Annotated in this window: 13 protein-coding genes; 1 reads left to right on the forward strand and 12 read right to left on the reverse strand. The window is 40.4% G+C overall.

Annotated features, from left to right (window positions below):
- Positions 1 to 124: 124 nt before the first annotated feature.
- A complete protein-coding gene (pbp2a, locus tag GMC92_RS08695; RefSeq protein WP_155200175.1) occupies positions 125 to 2,359 on the reverse strand; it encodes a penicillin-binding protein PBP2A in 2,235 nt (744 codons plus the stop codon).
- 103 nt (positions 2,360 to 2,462) lie between these two features.
- Between pbp2a and GMC92_RS08700 the strand changes: the two genes are divergently transcribed.
- Complete coding sequence (locus GMC92_RS08700; protein WP_155200176.1) at positions 2,463 to 3,326, forward strand: RluA family pseudouridine synthase; 864 nt, start codon at positions 2,463 to 2,465, stop codon at positions 3,324 to 3,326.
- Between the two features lie 27 nt (positions 3,327 to 3,353).
- On the opposite strand, the gene GMC92_RS08705 is transcribed toward GMC92_RS08700, so the two are convergent.
- The 11 genes from GMC92_RS08705 to cps2T form a co-directional block, all read right to left on the reverse strand.
- Positions 3,354 to 6,059: a GBS Bsp-like repeat-containing protein gene (locus tag GMC92_RS08705; protein ID WP_155200177.1), complete on the reverse strand. Its 2,706-nt coding sequence runs from the start codon at positions 6,057 to 6,059 to the stop codon at positions 3,354 to 3,356.
- 144 nt (positions 6,060 to 6,203) lie between these two features.
- Positions 6,204 to 7,256: a glycosyltransferase gene (locus tag GMC92_RS08710; protein WP_155200178.1), complete on the reverse strand. Its 1,053-nt coding sequence runs from the start codon at positions 7,254 to 7,256 to the stop codon at positions 6,204 to 6,206.
- 10 nt (positions 7,257 to 7,266) lie between these two features.
- Complete coding sequence (locus GMC92_RS08715; RefSeq protein WP_155200179.1) at positions 7,267 to 8,259, reverse strand: stealth family protein; 993 nt, start codon at positions 8,257 to 8,259, stop codon at positions 7,267 to 7,269.
- A complete protein-coding gene (gene glf / locus GMC92_RS08720; RefSeq protein ID WP_155200180.1) occupies positions 8,256 to 9,356 on the reverse strand; it encodes a UDP-galactopyranose mutase in 1,101 nt (366 codons plus the stop codon). The genes GMC92_RS08715 and glf overlap by 4 nt, the downstream gene beginning before the upstream one ends.
- 11 nt (positions 9,357 to 9,367) lie before the next feature.
- On the reverse strand, positions 9,368 to 10,780 hold the full coding sequence (locus GMC92_RS08725; protein ID WP_155200181.1) for a flippase: 1,413 nt from the start codon (positions 10,778 to 10,780) through the stop codon (positions 9,368 to 9,370).
- A 50-nt stretch (positions 10,781 to 10,830) separates the two neighbouring features.
- Entirely contained in the window at positions 10,831 to 11,997 is a 1,167-nt protein-coding gene (locus GMC92_RS08730; RefSeq protein ID WP_338324053.1) for a polymerase, read from the reverse strand.
- 36 nt (positions 11,998 to 12,033) lie between these two features.
- Positions 12,034 to 13,062, reverse strand: coding sequence for a glycosyltransferase family 2 protein (locus GMC92_RS08735; RefSeq protein ID WP_155200182.1), 1,029 nt, complete (start codon positions 13,060 to 13,062; stop codon positions 12,034 to 12,036).
- A gap of 18 nt (positions 13,063 to 13,080) precedes the next feature.
- On the reverse strand, positions 13,081 to 14,055 hold the full coding sequence (locus tag GMC92_RS08740; protein ID WP_155200183.1) for a glycosyltransferase: 975 nt from the start codon (positions 14,053 to 14,055) through the stop codon (positions 13,081 to 13,083).
- 7 nt (positions 14,056 to 14,062) lie between these two features.
- Positions 14,063 to 14,713: a DUF1919 domain-containing protein gene (locus tag GMC92_RS08745; RefSeq protein WP_155200184.1), complete on the reverse strand. Its 651-nt coding sequence runs from the start codon at positions 14,711 to 14,713 to the stop codon at positions 14,063 to 14,065.
- A gap of 1 nt (position 14,714) precedes the next feature.
- Entirely contained in the window at positions 14,715 to 15,863 is a 1,149-nt protein-coding gene (locus GMC92_RS08750; RefSeq protein ID WP_070587746.1) for a glycosyltransferase family 4 protein, read from the reverse strand.
- Positions 15,864 to 15,865: 2 nt separating this feature from the next.
- On the reverse strand, positions 15,866 to 17,038 hold the full coding sequence (gene cps2T / locus GMC92_RS08755; protein ID WP_155200185.1) for a beta 1-4 rhamnosyltransferase Cps2T: 1,173 nt from the start codon (positions 17,036 to 17,038) through the stop codon (positions 15,866 to 15,868).
- Between the last annotated feature and the right edge of the window lie 38 nt (positions 17,039 to 17,076).

Raw genomic sequence — 17,076 nt, forward strand, 5'->3', positions numbered from 1 at the left:
AACTAAGTCATGGAACTTCTTCGAAGTTCGCTGACGTCCGTACTCACCTAAGGAAAGTTGCTAAGATGACTTTATCTTCAATCTGCAAAAAACGATTCAGAAATTCTTCTGAATCGTTTTTTGATTAGAAACCAAGCCAGCCTTTGAAGGTATCCCAAGCGTTTTTCGCTTTTCCTGGGATATCGGCCTCGTCGATTGCTTTCTTCGCATCATCGACCATATTCGACGCCTTTTCTTTGACATCCTCAAAGAAACCTTTGTCTTCTTTGCTATCTGTTTCTGTCGTTTCTTCTCCGACTGGTGCAATGCCGTTTTCAGCATAAGAGTTCTTCACCGAGTCAAACTGGGTACCGTCTGTATAAGGCAGGACACTGTTGGCAACATTGCGGAAGATCTCGGACGCCGTTCCAGCACTACTGTCCGTCAGGTAGTGATTTTCATCGGTCGTTGGGAAACCAAGCCATTGACTGATGACCACATCTGGTGTGTAGCCGATCACCCATTGGTCTCCAGAGAGGTCCTTGTTAAAGCTGGTCTCTGTCGTACCGGTTTTCCCTGCCATGGTATAGCCATAAGGCGCAGCGTTAACCCCTGTACCATTACTGAAAGTACCCAGCATCATATTGGTCATCTTATCTGTCGTTGAACCACTAAGCACTCGGGTTGATTTCTGGCTGTGGCTCTTGACCACTTGACCACTGGCATTTTCGATCTTGGTAATGAGGTGAGCATCATTCATGACCCCGCCGTTAGCAAAGGTACCATAGGCCTGAGCCATCTGCATCGGATTGGTTGTCACACCAGCTCCCAAGGCAACGGCAAGAGACTTGTCTACCTTGTCCATATTGAGTCCGAATTTTTTCCCGTACTCAAAGACCGTATCAAGACCCAAATCATTAGCGGTCGCTACGGCTGGAAGGTTAAGGGATTCTGCCAAGGCCTGGTACATCGGTACCGTTGGACTAGACTGGATTCCCGCATAGTTATTGACCTCATAGCTTCCATATTGGGTGGTACTATTGTCCAATTCCTTATTTGTCGACCAACCTGCCGCAACAGCTGGGCTATAGACAACCAAAGGTTTGATGGTTGATCCTGGACTACGGGCAGCCTGGGTCGCATAGTTATAGCTACGGAAACCTGGATTTTGATCGCTTCCGACACGCCCTACGAGAGCCCGAACCCCTCCGGTCTTAGGATCAAGGGCGACACTACCAGATTCCGCGCGCGTGCCGTCTTCTGCCACTGGGAAGAGGGCCGTATTGTCATAGATCACCTGCATGCTTGCTTGGTAATTTTGATCCAGCTCGGTGTAGATCCGGTAGCCATTTTTGACAATGTCTTCTTCGGTCAGGCCGTATTCATTGACCGCTTCATTGATGACCGCATCAAAATAGGATGGGTAGCGATAGTCCTCTGACTTGCCTTCATAGGCATCGACCAGCTGACCATGGATATCCACAGCCGCCGACTGATCAGCCGTTTTCTGGTCAATATAACCAGCCGCCACCATATTTTGGAGGACCGTATTGCGGCGATTGGTCGCATTCTCTACCGAATAGAGCGGGTTATAGATTTCAGGTCCCTTGAGCATACCGGCGAGAACAGCAGACTGATCCAGGCTTAATTGACTGGCTGAAACCCCAAAATACTTCTTGGAAGCATCCTCAATTCCCCAAACCCCATTTCCAAAATAGGCATTGTTGAGGTACATGGTGAGGATCTCTTTTTTACTGTATTTCTTATTGATTTCAAGTGCCAGGAAGAATTCCTTGGCCTTGCGCTCCACCGTCTGGTCCTGGGACAGATAAGCATTTTTAGCTAGCTGCTGGGTGATGGTCGATCCACCACCTGAGCGACCCAAAGTCAAAATGGCTAAGAAGAAGCGACCATAGTTGATCCCACTATTCTTGTAAAAGCTCCGGTCCTCTGTTGCGACCACGGCATTTTGCAGATTCTCACTAATGGCATCGAGTTCGACGTAGGTTCCTTTTTGCCCGGTCAAACTTCCCGCCTGGTCCCCATTCTTATCATAGATAATGGTGGTCGCCTTCAGTGCATTCTGCAAATCTTTGACGTTGGTCGTCTTAGCAAGGTAGAAAAGATAGCCCCCTGTCAAGAGGCTAAAGCCTAGCCCAATGATCAGGAGAATCTTGGTCAAATGGAAGCGGCGCCAAAAACGACGGAAGGGATGCTGAGAGAGAGGCTTGCTTCTGTGCTTGCCTGAGCGACTATAGGTCGGCTCTACTGTCTCTTCCGGTAGTTCCGTGTCTGGCACTTCTTCTGCCACCGCTTTGGGCGGATGATCCTTTCTAAAAAAAGTGATCAGGTTTTCAAATAATTCTTTTATTCTATTCATACCTGTTATTGTAACACCTTATCCTTGTCCTAGCAAGAAAAGATAGCTCATCCCCTTCTCCCATTTAGTTTTCTTTAAGCTTAGATTTTGCTACAATAGGGTCATGAACTATCAATTTACCATTCCACAATCCTTTCCCCAGATGACTGTGAAAGAGTTGCTTGAGGACTACTTCCTCATTCCCCGTAAGATCCGGCATTTTTTACGAACCAAGAAGCACGTCTTGGTCAATGGCGAGACCATCAACTGGCAGAGCCCCGTTCAAAAAGGAGACCAGATCCAGCTGATCTTTGACGCGGACGATTACCCTGAAAAAGAGCTCCCAGCCGGAGACCCGAGTCTGGTTGAAGAACTCTATCAGGATGAGCATGTCATCATCGTCAATAAGCCCGAAGGTATGAAAACCCATGCCAATGAGCCGACAGAAATTGCTCTTCTCAACCATGTTTCCAGCTATGTTGGATCCACCTGCTACGTTGTGCACCGGTTAGATAAGGAAACCAGCGGAGCGATTTTATTTGCCAAAAATCCTTTTATCCTGCCCATTCTCAACCGCATTTTAGAAGATAAAAACATCCAACGCGAGTACTGGGCCTTGATCCAAGGTAGCTTAGCACAAAAAACCATCGTCTACAAGGATAAAATCGGACGTGATCGCCACGATCGGCGCAAGCGCCTGGTCGATCCACGAAAAGGACAGTATGCAGAAACTCAGGTGACGCAACTGAAAAAAATCAGGCAAAACAGCCTGGTCAAATGCCAGCTCAAGACGGGGCGTACCCATCAGATCCGGGTGCATCTCTCCCATCATGGCCACCCGATTGTCGGGGATCCTCTCTATAACCCTGCACGCGGAGAGCGACTCATGCTCCATGCTCACCGCTTGACCTTCACCAATCCATTAACCCTTGAAACCATCCACGTCGAGGCCCCTTCTAAGAGTTTCGAAGAAGGGTTGAGAGACTAAAAAAGAAGCCTGTGGCTTCTTTTTTTATTATTGATAGCGAGGAGTTGCAAATCCACGGATATTGCCATGTCCGATTCGGTAGGTATTGCGACGGACTTGGTTGTTGGAGTTTCCTTCAATGGTATGAATGATTCCATTTGAGACGCTCTCAACAATTCCGATGTGATCCGCAAAGCCATTGTTTTGTTGGCTATTTTGATCCCAGTTAAAGGTGATGATGTCCCCTGCTTTTGGTGTAGTGGTACCATCTTCATTCCAGATGCCCAAGCGTTTGAAGATCTGGATGTGACGTTCGACTCCACATTCACGACCAATCAAACCGCTCAAACCTTCCCGCTGGAAGACTGTTGTGACAAAGATATCACACCAGTCATCGGTCGTCTTCACTGCATAACCAACCGGAAGTGGTTTAACACTGTTATAATCATTGACCAATTGATGGTGAGCTGCAGTGCCGACACGAACGCCCACTAGACTAGCTGCTGCCCGTAAGACACGGTCCCGTTGTCCATTCGTTACACGAGGACTAAAAGCAGTTTGATCTACTGTCGCACGGGGATGAAGGGCTGTTTGACCAAGGTTAAAGCCTTCAACGCCACCATCGACATAATCCACATAGACGTGAGTGGTATAGTTGCCTGATTGGTACTGGTGATTTGCTGCAGAGACCTGCACTTCTGTATGCATTCCAGAAGGTGCTGTTGAATACCAGAAGAGGTTTTCCTGATGTGCTTGAGACCAGGCTGCGACACGGATGTTCTTAATCCGACGTCCCTGAGGTGCTTGATCCACCGTTACCGTATAGGTTCCAGCACCAGAATTGACATTCTTGATCCCTGTTTGTGTCTTAGTCTTTGCATTACGGAATTCAACTTCTGTACTAGTGCCACCAACACCGATTAGTGAACCATCATTTTGAATGTAGTAAAGGTGAACAAAGTACTTACCGGTAGAATTCTTGTGATCACTCGCTTTGACCGATACTTTATAGTCTCCGTTCGCTTGACGGGTTGCTTCATACCAGCGAATGTCATCTTGGCCATCCTTATCAGACCAAGTTGGAACTTTCACAGTCCGCACCCCTTTAGGGCTATAGACATCCTTGATGATGACGTCAAAGGTGCCCGTGTCCTTGTTGTTGTTAACTATTGAAATCGTACCAATTGGTTTGTTATGCTTAACATCTACCACCGTTTCAGTGATATAATGACGCTGATTTGTGTTATCTACGATATAAAGGTCAGCACGATAATTGCCAAGTGAATTCTTGTGCTCATCGGACTTGATGGTGACACGATAGCTACCATCTGATTGTCTAGTTGCTTTGTGCCAAATAATGTCATCCTGGCCGTTCACAAGACTCCACGATGGGACTAATACCTCTTTAATCCCATTTGGCGCAGAAATATTACGAACTACCGCATCAAAAGTTCCCAACTCAGCATTGTTATTTTCAATAATGAGACTTGCAGTCGGACGAGTTTGGATAACTTCTACCACTTTTTCGGTCAGGTAAAAAGGAGTATTAGAATCATCTACAAGATAGGCATCCGCTCGGTATTTCCCTGTAGAGTTCTTATGATCCGTCGCCTTAATCGTCACGCGGTAAGAGCCATCGGATTGAAGAGTAGCCTTATGCCAGATGAGGTCGTCCTGACCACCAGCAAGACTCCATGATGGAACCAAAATTTCTTTAACTCCATTAGGAGCGACAATATTTCGAACAACTGCATCAAATGTCCCTGCTGCAGTATCGTTGTTTTCAATTGAAAGAACACCGCTTGGTCTTGCGTAATCAACAGCTACTACTTTTTCAGCAATGTAGTGACGATTATTCGAGTTATCAACAACATAAGCATCTGCTCGGTAGTTTCCTTTATTTCCTTTATGCTCACTGGCCTTAATAGTGACACGATAGCTACCATCTCCTTGTTTAGTCGCTTTATGCCAGATAAGGTCATCTTGACCATGCTCTAAGCTCCATGACGGAACCAATACCTCTTTCACACCATTTGGAGCGACAATGTTTCGAACAACCGCATCAAATGTCCCTGCTACAGTATTGTTGTTCTCAATTGAAAGGGTACCACTTGGTCGTGCATAATCAACAGCAACTATTTTTTCGGCAACATAGTGACGATTGTTCAAGGTATCAACAACGTAAGCATCTGCTCGGTAGTTTCCAGTGGAATCTTTGTGATCTGAAGCTTTAATTTTCGCACGATAAGAACCATCAGGTTCTCTCATAGCTTTATGCCATATCAGATCATCTTGACCGTTCTCAAGGCTCCAGGTTGGGACAAGAACTTCTTTTAAACCATTAGGAGCTTCAACATTACGAACAACTGCATCAAACGTTCCTGCCACTGGATTATTATTCTCGATTGAAAGCGTACCACTGGCTTTTGCTTCTGTAGTGGGAATCGTTCCACTTGTTGCCGCTCTTGTTTGTTCTTCCTTTCTATTAGAAGAGAGGCTTGTAAACACAGCAGAAGATGGAGATTCTGTCTCGATCTTTTCTTCAGTAACATATTCCGCAAATTCAACGTTATTTTGAGTAGTTTCATTCCGATATGCTTCTGTATTTGACGAGGTATCTGCCTTTAAAACGATTGCAGCAGTATTTTCAGATGTCTGGTCAGATGAAGTTTGTTCATCAGCCTTAGCCTGTTGCGTTGAAAAGGCTAATAGTACCGCCGCACTCGCATATAAAATTAAATCTTTCTTTTTCATGTATCTTCCCTTTATACAAATTTTATACTTTAATCATTTTACCACACGGTTTCAGCAATGAAAAGTTTTATTGGGCAAATTTTTAAAATTAGTGATATTTTTTTGAAAAACTAAAAAAAGAAGTCTGTCTGACTTCTTTTGATCTTATGATAAATGCTTTAAGGCTGTCTTTAAGTAGTGACCATCTCGGATTTCTTGCCCAACACGCTTGGCATTGTCTACCAAATCTTGGTAATCGGCATCTGAAAGATTGTCGATGGTCTCCTTCAAGTCATGAAGAGACTCTACTGCAATCCCACAGCCCTTCTCAAGCACAAAGTGAGACAAGGCTGACTGTTTCCACACCACCAGCGGGAAGCCCGATGCTAGATAAAGCGACGCCTTGTGAGAGTTGTTGTAGCGAAGGTACTCGCCAAAAACACCACTACAGGTTTCCGCACTATCCCCATCCCAGACCAGTCCAAAACCACCCTCAAGGGCTGCTGGAAGCTCATCAGGTAGGAAGGAGCCAAAGTAAGTTTCATTCTCTAAAGCTCTACTCTCATCAAAACCAACACCATAGAGATTATAGGCAGGTTCTGCAGGAAGAGCATAGAGATAACCAGCTTTTTCCTGGGCCAAATTACCTGCCACAATGATCGGCCGATCTTTTGTTTGGCCACTCTTTTCTTGAAAATCTGGAATCAAATAGTCAAAAATACCAAGGCTGACAATCTTATCTTCTGCAACCCCTTTATCCACCAAGACAGATTTCATAACTGGGTTGTGGGCGATGATCCCATCAGCTGCACCAAGAAGACCTGATTCTTGAATCTGAATACGAATCTTGTGCTTTAAAGGGAAATTCTCAACATTGACATAACGAAGTGCTTCTAAATCATGGATAATAAAATGAACCTTTACGCCTTTTTTCTGAACTTTCTTTACATGATGCGTTGTGAAAAAGCTATGATGAAGCATTGGGAATTGAATAAGTAATTCATCTCCTTGTTGCAATTGATCCAAAGCCTGACCAAAAGCCTTTGATTTATGAAGCTGTGCTTTAATAGTGCTCATCTCGTACCAATTGTCAACTGAAAGAACCAAGGCTTGATAGCCCTCTCTCTTTACAATTTCTTCAACATCATTACGAGCCTTATTTCCTGCATTTTTAACATTGTTATCGTGTAAAAATTCTTCTTTTAAATAGTATTTCATCTCTTATTTCTCATTTTTCAAAAGCTGATTTTTCAGGATAGCGTTCTTTCAAGATTTCCTTCAAACGAATGATATACTCTTCTTTAAAGTCAATGCCATCATTGACACAAAGCAGTTTTTTACGTTTATCTTTAAAGATACTCACTAACCTATCAACTTGATTTAGATCTATCGACTCTCCAAAATTCTTCGACATAGGGTAAAACTTATTACTTTCAATTTGCCAATGTTGACAGATATATTGATTAACATCTACTCCATAATCTCTAATTTGATTACGTGATGTTTTATCTAAAGTTTCTCCTTCAATTTCCCATAAATGTGCCAAAGTGCTTTTCTTCATTGGAACAGGTAAATGTTGATTCACGTATCCCGTCGGACCCCAAGGCAAGAGTAACAAGTTTTTCAAAACCAAGGAACCATAACGGAAATTAAAGAATTTCCAAGGCGAAGATTTTAAAGCCTTCTTACTAGGAAAATGGCGATAGATTAATTCAACATTATTGTGATAAGTATTCGTAAATGGTGACCAAGGAACTAAAGCATCGTATACTGCTAAAAGCTTGGGTTGATCATTTTTATAAAAATCTGAAGGTTGACTATTTCTAATCAAGTACATATCATCATTGAAATACAAATAGTTTTCCGACAATCCTTCAATACGATGAAGATTAAGCTCAATAGCTGCTGAATTATAGGTAGGTAGGTATTCATTAGGCATAAATTCCTTATGAGTGACCAATTTGAGTTTTGGATGATCCAAATTCAACCAGTCTGGCTTTTGCCCATTGGTAATCAAATAAACATTATTTACCCAAGGAGCATGCTTTTCAATCATACGGAACCAGTAATTAAAAATACCATAATCACGATAACGTTGCTCACCATCGATTTCTTGATTTAAATCAGAAATTTTACCAGTCACAGTCTGTTTCTCACGGATAAACTCTGGGTCACTTCCATCTACCCAGAGAACAACGATATCAATTTTTTCTTGTGTCATTTAGTAAATTCTTTCTCAACGACTTCTAGAGCACGCTCAATGACCACGTGCATGTCGTAGTATTTATAGTCTGCCAAACGTCCACAGAAGATAACCTTGTCATTTTTCTCAGCTTCTTCTTGGTACTTGGCAAACATGGCGTTGTTCTTTTCATCATTGATTGGGTAGTATGGCTCATCTCCACGTTTCCAATCAGCTGGGTACTCACGGGTGATAACTGTCTTCGGTTGTGTACCATACTCGAAGTGCTTATGCTCAATGATCCGAGTATAAGGAATCTCACGCTCTGTATAGTTGACAACCGCATTCCCTTGATGGTTTTCCTCGTCCAAGACTTCGTGTTCAAAACGAAGACTACGGTACTCCAATTCACCGTGTTTGTAGTCAAAGTACTGGTCAATCATTCCTGTAAAGACAACTTTATCAGCTGAGCTTTCTAGCTCTTCACGATTGGCAAAGAAGTCAACACCAAGTTCTACTTCTACATCACCCAGCATGTTTTCAATGATGACATTGTAACCACCAATTGGAATTCCTTGGTAACGGTCATTAAAGTAGTTGTTATCAAAGGTCAAACGAACCGGAAGACGTTTGATGATAAAGGGTGGAAGGTCTGTGGCAGAACGTCCCCATTGTTTTTCAGTGTAGCCCTTAATCAACTTTTCATAGATATCCGGACCAATCAACTTGATAGCTTGTTCTTCCAAGTTTTTCGGTTCAACATCCTTCATGTCAGCTGTCTGCTCGGCAATCTTGTCCTTGACTTCTTGAGGAGTCTTAGTTCCCCACATAGCATAAAAAGTATTCATGTTGAAGGGAAGATTGTACAGACTGCCCTTGTAGTTAGCTACTGGTGAGTTGATATAGTTGTTGAATTCAGCGAACTGGTTGACATAGTCCCAAACCTTTTTGTTGGACGTATGGAAAATGTGGGCACCGTACTTATGGACGTTGATGCCTTCAACCTCCTCGCAGTAGATATTTCCACCGATGTGATCTCGCTTGTCAATCACTTTTACTTTTTTACCACGTTTTGTAGCTTCATGTGCGAAAATGGCTCCAGACAAACCAGCACCAACAATCAGATAATCGTACATAGTAGACTCCATTATTTCTTAAATATTTGTTTTAATTCTTTTACATCTACCACTCTCAGAGATAGGATAGCGATCAGATAAATGATCCCACCAAGCACCGCATACACGAATACATTCAGAGTAGGGGTGAAATGTAGGAAGGGTTTTACAAGTAGCAAGAGGCCATACATCACAGCAGATGCAAAGATAATTTTTGTCATAGACCCGATAATTGGAACTTCCTTGAGATAATGACGGGTATAGTACAGTTGAATCAGCCATACCAAGGATTCTGTTAAGACGGATACAATGGCTGCACCGATAAAACCAAAATGGGGTAAGAAGAGCAGGTTCAACCCGACACTGACGATAGCAGGAATCGTAGTTGACAGCATAAATTCTTTGTTCTTATCATGCGGGATGAGAATTTGAATCCCCATGATATTGGTCCATCCGATGAAGAACATGCGGAAGATCATGATAGCGATGGCATAGCGAGCATCTTGGAAATCCTTCCCTAAGAAGAATCGAACAAAGTCATCGTTGACGATCAGCATACCCGCGATGATTGGGAAGATGACCAAATTATAGATCAAAAAGGACATTTGGTGCATCTTATTGACAGCCTTGTGGTCTCCTGAAGCCAAGAGACTCGCCACGCGCGGAAGCATGACACTTCCTAAAGACGTCACCAAGGTCAATAGGATATTAACCAATTTCAAAGCCTGGTCATAAATCCCCACATCCTTTGTAGAGGCGAGAGCCCCCAGCATGGTTCGATCCAAGGTGACATAGAGGGAAATGGCAATCTGCGGTAAAAAGAGCAGAATGACCGGTTTTAAGTGCACCCGTGCATAAGCTAAATCAAAATGGGCTTTCCCAATGAACTCCCGAGCAGGTAGCCACATACTTAGCTGACCTAAGAGCTCAAAGATAGTGAGTAAGAATACATAGAGATACAAATCATTGGCAGATTTGACAAACAAGAAGATGGAGATGACTCCAACCAGTTTGACGGTGATATTTCGAACGGTAATCTTACGAAAATCCTCTAACCCCTGAAAGAGCCAGGAGATGTCGAGTCCCTTTGAAACCAAACTAAGCCCTAAGATATAGGCCACAGGGTTTTGCATAGAAGGGAGCGCCAAGCACAGCAAGACATAGAGCAGGATGGAAACAAAGGTCGCACCTAACTGGAGGGTATAAATCCCCCAGAAATTCTTTTGGATGTCTTTGCGGTGTCCTGAAATCTCCTTGGTTCCATAGTTAGCCACTCCTAAGGTCGCTAATAGAATAAAATAGGTGACGATGGAGTTGAAATAACCATAGGTTCCTAAGTCATTCGAACTAAAGACCCGTGTCACATAAGGAGTGGTAATAATCGGCAAGATAATCACCAGCAACTGGTAGGAGAGATTATAGGCGTAATTTTTAAGAACTTTCATAGGGATGTAACTCGTCTTAATCTTTCTTTTTAACTGAACTAAACTCTTTTTTATTCAATGTTATTATCTGAATTCATAATAAACAATCGACTAATGAATAAAATTAATGGAGAATAGCGAAGAACCAACATCTGAGGATCAAACATACCATGGATAATCATAATTCCTAAACAGGCAAGTACAATATCTTTTCGAATTGATACAAAATATTTCATAACTTTAGTAAGAGCAATCAACATGAAGGCACTGACGACCAAACCATCAATAACCAATAGCTGAACAAAAGAACTATCAATAAAATTATAATTACTAGTAAAATTCCCAAAAATGTCCATTGTTGTAAATATAATGTGTTGCCCTAACCAAGATACTCCAAAATTTCTAAAACCTTCCACACTTAACCGCAATCGATTATGAGTAAACTGGTCTACTAAATGGAAGAGATTTCCAGATGAGTAAAAACAGAAATATAAAGTAATGATTAAAGCAAGAATAAAACCATAATTTGCAATCTTTTTCAACCAGAAGTTTTCAATAATAAAGCCTTTTTTAATAATTTTAAGACTAAACAATGCATAGGTGAGTATCAAAATACTCAAATAAAATGGACTGGATGTCGAAGTTTGTTGATACATATAAATCGTAGCCAAAAGCAAGGCCAACAATTCCATGTATGTAATTTTTTTGCCACGAAACATCAGATAACTACATAAGGCAAAAAACATTCTCTGTGAAGCAAATGAAACGTAGTTAAACCCCAAACTAAAACGATAACCACCATCTGCATTCATGAACATATTTGTGATGATACCTTTTCTACTTGCAAAAATCGTCAAACAAAGTACAAGAAATGTAGCTAGAGAGAAAGTCCCTAATAATTTTCTAAAATCGATATCTCTAGCAGAGAAAACAAGAAGTAGAACATTTATATCCAGTATTCCATCACGATTCTTTGCAACTATCAACATCGAAATGAATAAAGCTATTACGACTAGTAGTTGCTTCCAATGAAATCTAAAGTAATATAGAGTTCTAGGCAAGTTCATCAACTCTTTTATCAACAGTGCGAAAATCGTAAAATAGAGTAATGAACGATAAAGCGATAAAAAACCATCTAATCGAATAAAATAAGTGGTTGTGACTAATGAAGCAACAACAACCCATATAAATAAGGTAAATATGTAAATTTTTTCTGAGATAAAACGATTGTTCACCACTATAGTCTTCCAAACCTTTCATTCATTAGAATAAGATTAATATTTATATGGCACACCATTATGAAATGATGTATGCCTCCACTTCAACAACATTTGCAACCTTTTGAGAAAAATCACTGCAATGTACATTCTCCAATACAATAAAAATCTAACAAGCGGATTAAGGAAAGAATCCACTTGATTTAATAAAGCAGTCACCTCTGGATTATTGCACAATGCCTCAACATATCTCCGTTTCAAAAACAACGATATGTTTTGAATCGAAATGTTCTGTATATTACTCATTAAAATACGAGCCTTTATTTGATCAATAAATTGATCATTATGAATATCCCATCTCACCATCAACTGACTAATTTTACCAAGTTCTTCCAATTGATAGCTCATTCGTTTGGGATTGTACTGTCCCATCGCAGATCCTGCTCTACCCGAAATATAAACATAATAACAAGTTTGTGAAAAGGAAATTGTATGAACACTCTCGTATACATTCAGATTGAACCGAACATCTTCCCCTAATTCATACTGTTCAAATGTTATTCGTTGGTCTTCCAAGAACTCTCTACGATAAATTTTATTCCAAACAGTATACATCATGTCTGATAAAAATAATTCTGTAAAGAGAGCGATGAACTGATTCCTATCTTTTTTTCCTTCAATAGGAAGAATTTTTGCTGATCTAGCCGTTTCCGATAAATTCTTTTCAAGAGAGTTATAGTAGCTAAATACCAATAAATCTAAGCTAGAATCCAACTGATTTTCCATATCAGAAAACAGGTTTCCTACTAGATAATCATCCGCGTCTACAAAACAAATAAATTCACCTTGAGCTTTTGCTAAACCAAAGTTTCGAGCTGAACTGACACCGTGGTTTTCAATATGATAGACTGAGATATTCGAGTACTCACTAGCATAAGTATCGCAAATAATACCACTACTATCAGTAGATCCATTGTCAATCAATAAAATTTCTAAATCAGTATATTCTTGGATAAGTATACTATTGATGCAACGATGAAGATAGTTCTCTACATTGTACACCGGTATAATAACTGAGTACTTCAAAATAATCCCCTAAATCTCTTACTTCATCCTTTGTATAGTAAAAGCCATCTTCAACAAGTTCAAACGGTATAACAAATATTTCGTCCTATTTGGCAGGTATTTTATTTCACTATACATTATTTTATTTTTTCTTAATTCCTGATTGACATCATTTCTTATTTCAGCATATTGACGATCTAATTTAGACTTATACAAACTTGCTAGTATGTGAACCAAACCATTTACATAATAAAATTGTGAGATATGCAACTCTTCTTGATTTAACTGCGAACGTACAAAATCTGAATAAAACATTTCTTTATAGAACCCAAACATATCTCTAAACTTTTTCTCATTCCAAGACTGTGTAATAGAATCTGGGTTATCGATTAAGTAGTGATAGTACTTTTGATTTGTCGCATAGACTTTCTTAGCTGAAAGAAATAATTTGTAATTGGTGCCAAGATCCTCATAGTATTTGCCAATTGGAAACTGGATGTTATGATCAGTGAATAAGGATTTCCGATAGACTTTGTCATTAGCGAAACCAGTTATATAACTGTGCTTCAGCATTTGAACAAAGGCATCTTTACCTTCAAATACTTGAGTCACTTCTGGTTCTGAAACAATAGCATCTTCTTCACCCTTCACAAACTCACGATTAAAAGAAATAATATCAAACTCTTGAGATTCTAACGCTTCTGCTAACGCTAGAAAGGTATCTGATTCAAGCCAATCATCTGAATCAGGAAAATAAACATATTCTCCTTTAGCATGAGAAATACCAGTGTTACGAGCTTCAGAAAGTCCGCCATTCTCCTTGTGAATAACCGAGATAAAATCATATGCTTTAACATAGTCATCACAAATTTGAGGAGAATGATCAGTACTTCCATCATCTACAAGTAAGATGTCATAGTGCTTCCACTCTTGAACGAGGATACTCTCAATACAACGTTTTAAATATTTTTCGACATTATAAACTGGAATGACGACAGTTAAAAGTGGTTTCATAGATTATTTACCCAATTAATGATGTTAAGTCTTCTCCACCCTTGTTTAACCAAGCTACAGCATTAAAATAGCGGTGGTAAGTTTTTAAATCGATTCCAACATGTCCTTGCTTTTCAGCTGATTTAAAGCGGACCAATGAAGGTAGGTCACTATAATTCTTTGAAGAGAAAATCACCTTACTCTTATATGGAAGCTCTTCAAACTCTTTCATCAGCTCATAAGTACAAGCATCATTGTCATTGAACTTGAAATACAAATTATCCCAATGCATTCTCTTCAAACGGCGGTTCCATTTTTGAGTTGCTTCTTCTTCATCTGCATAATGCAAAAAATGAAGTTCAATATCATCAAGAATTGCAAGAGGGTAGGCGTTATCAAAGTCTTTGATATATTTCGATTCCTGAACAAATTTCAAGGGGATGTTTCCACTCAAATAGTGTTTTAAATTCTTGAGCATCTTGATATAATCAGGCGAAAAGACAAACATCCCTACAAATGGTGTTTGATAAGGCAAGCCCAACTCCTGATATACTTTTCCAGCCCAACAATTATCACAAATGATCGTAAAATTTTTATTCTTGAGTCTTCGTCTAGGAATAAAGTTAATAATTGGATAAATGATTGGTTTTAATTTATTCTTAATTTTTTCAGTATTCATTTTAATATTTCTTATACAACTCCGAAAAATTCCGAATATAACTTTGTAATGAGAAGAGTTCTTTTTGACGTTGGACAGAGGCCTTACCAAATTGTTCTCTCTTCTCAGTATTCTCTGCTAATTCTTGGATAGCCTTAGACAATCCTGTTGGCTCATTTGGCGTGGCAAGAAGGCCGTTATCACCTTCCTTGACCATTTCACAGACACCACCATGACGGTAGCCGACTACAGGTTTACCACAAGCCATAGCTTCTAGTACGACTGTTGGTAGTGGATCTGGATTGGTACTTGGCAAGACAAAGATATCAAACATATTATAGAGCTCTGTTGTCTTACTATAATAATCGATACGCTTGATTTGTTCAGCTACTGGTGATTCTGAAATAGCTTTTTCCAAGTCACCCACGCGCCACTCTTCACCTTCAAATGCACTTCCTGCCAAAAAGGCTACTGCCTTTGGATTAGCTTGTAAGATTGGAGTCACAGCTTCTAAGAAATCGCCTTGCCCTTTCCAAGCATTCACTCGACCAACCATTCCGATAATCAAAGCATCCTGGGCGATACCAAACTGATCACGGACCGCACTAGCATCCATCACCTGATAAACAGCATTGTCAACACCATTATAGATGACTTGAACTTGGTCATCTTTTACAAAACGAGACTGCTTGACGTGATTAGCAACAGCATTTGAAACTGTCACAATCGTATCCGCATAGCGCCCCATCAAAAAGTTGATAAAATCTGAAATGGCTTTTGGCTTGACGATAATCTCATGCACATGCCAAATCAAAGGTAATTTCAACTTACGTTTAAGATAAATCCCCTCAAGTACCGCAGTTGTATTGTTGTGAACGAGAGTAATCCCATTCTCTTTAGCATATTTAGCAATTTGTTTGGAGTAACGGTTATAGGAGCCAAAGTACTCAAGAATCCCTTTTGGATTAAAATATTTCCGGCGCAAAATTGGGTAATCAATAACTTTAACCTTTGCACCGACCTCTTCTAAAGCACCCACTAATACACCGTCGTTGGGTAAAATAACATGTGCTTCAAAAGCATCTTTATCCAAACCCTTAATAAGCTCCAGCAAAACCTTGTCAGCACCATACATTTCGGCACCAGCATGGAGATATAATATTTTCTGCATTTCTAACCTTTAAATACTTTCTCGTAGTCTGTGACAATCTTTTCCCAAGTAAAGGCTTCAGCAATCCGTTGACTTGATTTCTGATTGAGATCTTCGATTGCTTGAGCGTCTAATTGTTCAGCTTGATCGATGACATGTGCCAATTGATCTTTCTTCCAATAAAGTGCCCCATCTTCACCGACTTCACGGTTAAAACCAACATCCAACAAGAGATTGAGCTTAGTAGACTCAAGAGCCTCAAGAAGGGATGGATTGGTACCACCTACTTCATGACCATGGAAGTAAGCAAAGGCATTCTCACGAATGTATTTGAGCAATTCTTGGTCATAAACAGTCCCTACAAACTTCACTCGAGGATCTTGATCAAATCCAGTATCTTTACGCAACTGTTCATAGAACTTGTTTTGTTCTACATTGGTAATCAGAACAAAATCTTTTTGGGAGTTTGACTGCATAAAGCCACGAATCATGGCCTCATAGTTGTTTTCCGGTACAAAACGTCCCACAACAAGGTAGTAATCCCCTTCAGTAACTTGCTTATCTGCAAACCAAGTCCGTACTTTCTCGTCTTCTTTACTCAGGATAGACTTGCTTGTATCGGTTCCATAGGCGATATAGGTCGTCTGTGGCTGATACTTAGCATAGTCCTTCTGAATATAAGCTTCAATGTTCTTACTATCACAAATCAAAAGATCAGCATGATTAACCATGAGTTGCTCAGAAAACTTCCAATACTTGCGGACTGGAAGACTCCATTTCGCACGAAGCCACTCATGACCATCTGGATTGACCATCAGAGTTCCTCCGATAGCCTTGATTTTCTTTTTAATACCTGAAATAAAGGGACCAATCCGACAAGCCAAGACATAAAAGATTGGTGCTTGATCTTTGTTTTCTTTTGCGATCTCAATCGCCTTATTGAGGGCTGCAATATCATAAGCAATGGCACGCGCAGGACCAATATTAGGGACATCAATGTTGTAACAGATTGCGCCGTTATGCTCGAAAGTATCTGCAGTAATCCCTGATTTGGCTGAATTCTCCCGCATACAAGCCACATAATACTGGATATTTTTGTCTTGTTGGAATTCTGTCAACTTCTCAACAAAGGTCTCAAAACCACCATATTTTGCTGGAATCCCTTTGGAACCAACGATATAAATTGATTGTGTCATTTTTCTCCTAACATGGAAAGGACGAAGTAGGCATTTTC

This window comes from Streptococcus parasanguinis, from assembly GCF_009717775.1.
Classification (GTDB): domain Bacteria; phylum Bacillota; class Bacilli; order Lactobacillales; family Streptococcaceae; genus Streptococcus; species Streptococcus parasanguinis_AG.

What these genes read in the sequence shown, in the direction of transcription:
- GMC92_RS08715 (WP_155200179.1), bottom strand. Translation starts at nt 8,259, where the DNA reads ATGACACAAGAAAAAATTGATATCGTTGTTCTCTGGGTAGATGGAAGT.
- GMC92_RS08745 (WP_155200184.1), bottom strand. Translation starts at nt 14,713, where the DNA reads ATGAATACTGAAAAAATTAAGAATAAATTAAAACCAATCATTTATCCA.
- cps2T (WP_155200185.1), bottom strand. Translation starts at nt 17,038, where the DNA reads ATGACACAATCAATTTATATCGTTGGTTCCAAAGGGATTCCAGCAAAA.
- GMC92_RS08710 (WP_155200178.1), bottom strand. Translation starts at nt 7,256, where the DNA reads ATGAAATACTATTTAAAAGAAGAATTTTTACACGATAACAATGTTAAA.
- glf (WP_155200180.1), bottom strand. Translation starts at nt 9,356, where the DNA reads ATGTACGATTATCTGATTGTTGGTGCTGGTTTGTCTGGAGCCATTTTC.
- pbp2a (WP_155200175.1), bottom strand. Translation starts at nt 2,359, where the DNA reads ATGAATAGAATAAAAGAATTATTTGAAAACCTGATCACTTTTTTTAGA.
- GMC92_RS08750 (WP_070587746.1), bottom strand. Translation starts at nt 15,863, where the DNA reads ATGCAGAAAATATTATATCTCCATGCTGGTGCCGAAATGTATGGTGCT.
- GMC92_RS08725 (WP_155200181.1), bottom strand. Translation starts at nt 10,780, where the DNA reads ATGAAAGTTCTTAAAAATTACGCCTATAATCTCTCCTACCAGTTGCTG.
- GMC92_RS08705 (WP_155200177.1), bottom strand. Translation starts at nt 6,059, where the DNA reads ATGAAAAAGAAAGATTTAATTTTATATGCGAGTGCGGCGGTACTATTA.
- GMC92_RS08700 (WP_155200176.1), top strand. Translation starts at nt 2,463, where the DNA reads ATGAACTATCAATTTACCATTCCACAATCCTTTCCCCAGATGACTGTG.
- GMC92_RS08740 (WP_155200183.1), bottom strand. Translation starts at nt 14,055, where the DNA reads ATGAAACCACTTTTAACTGTCGTCATTCCAGTTTATAATGTCGAAAAA.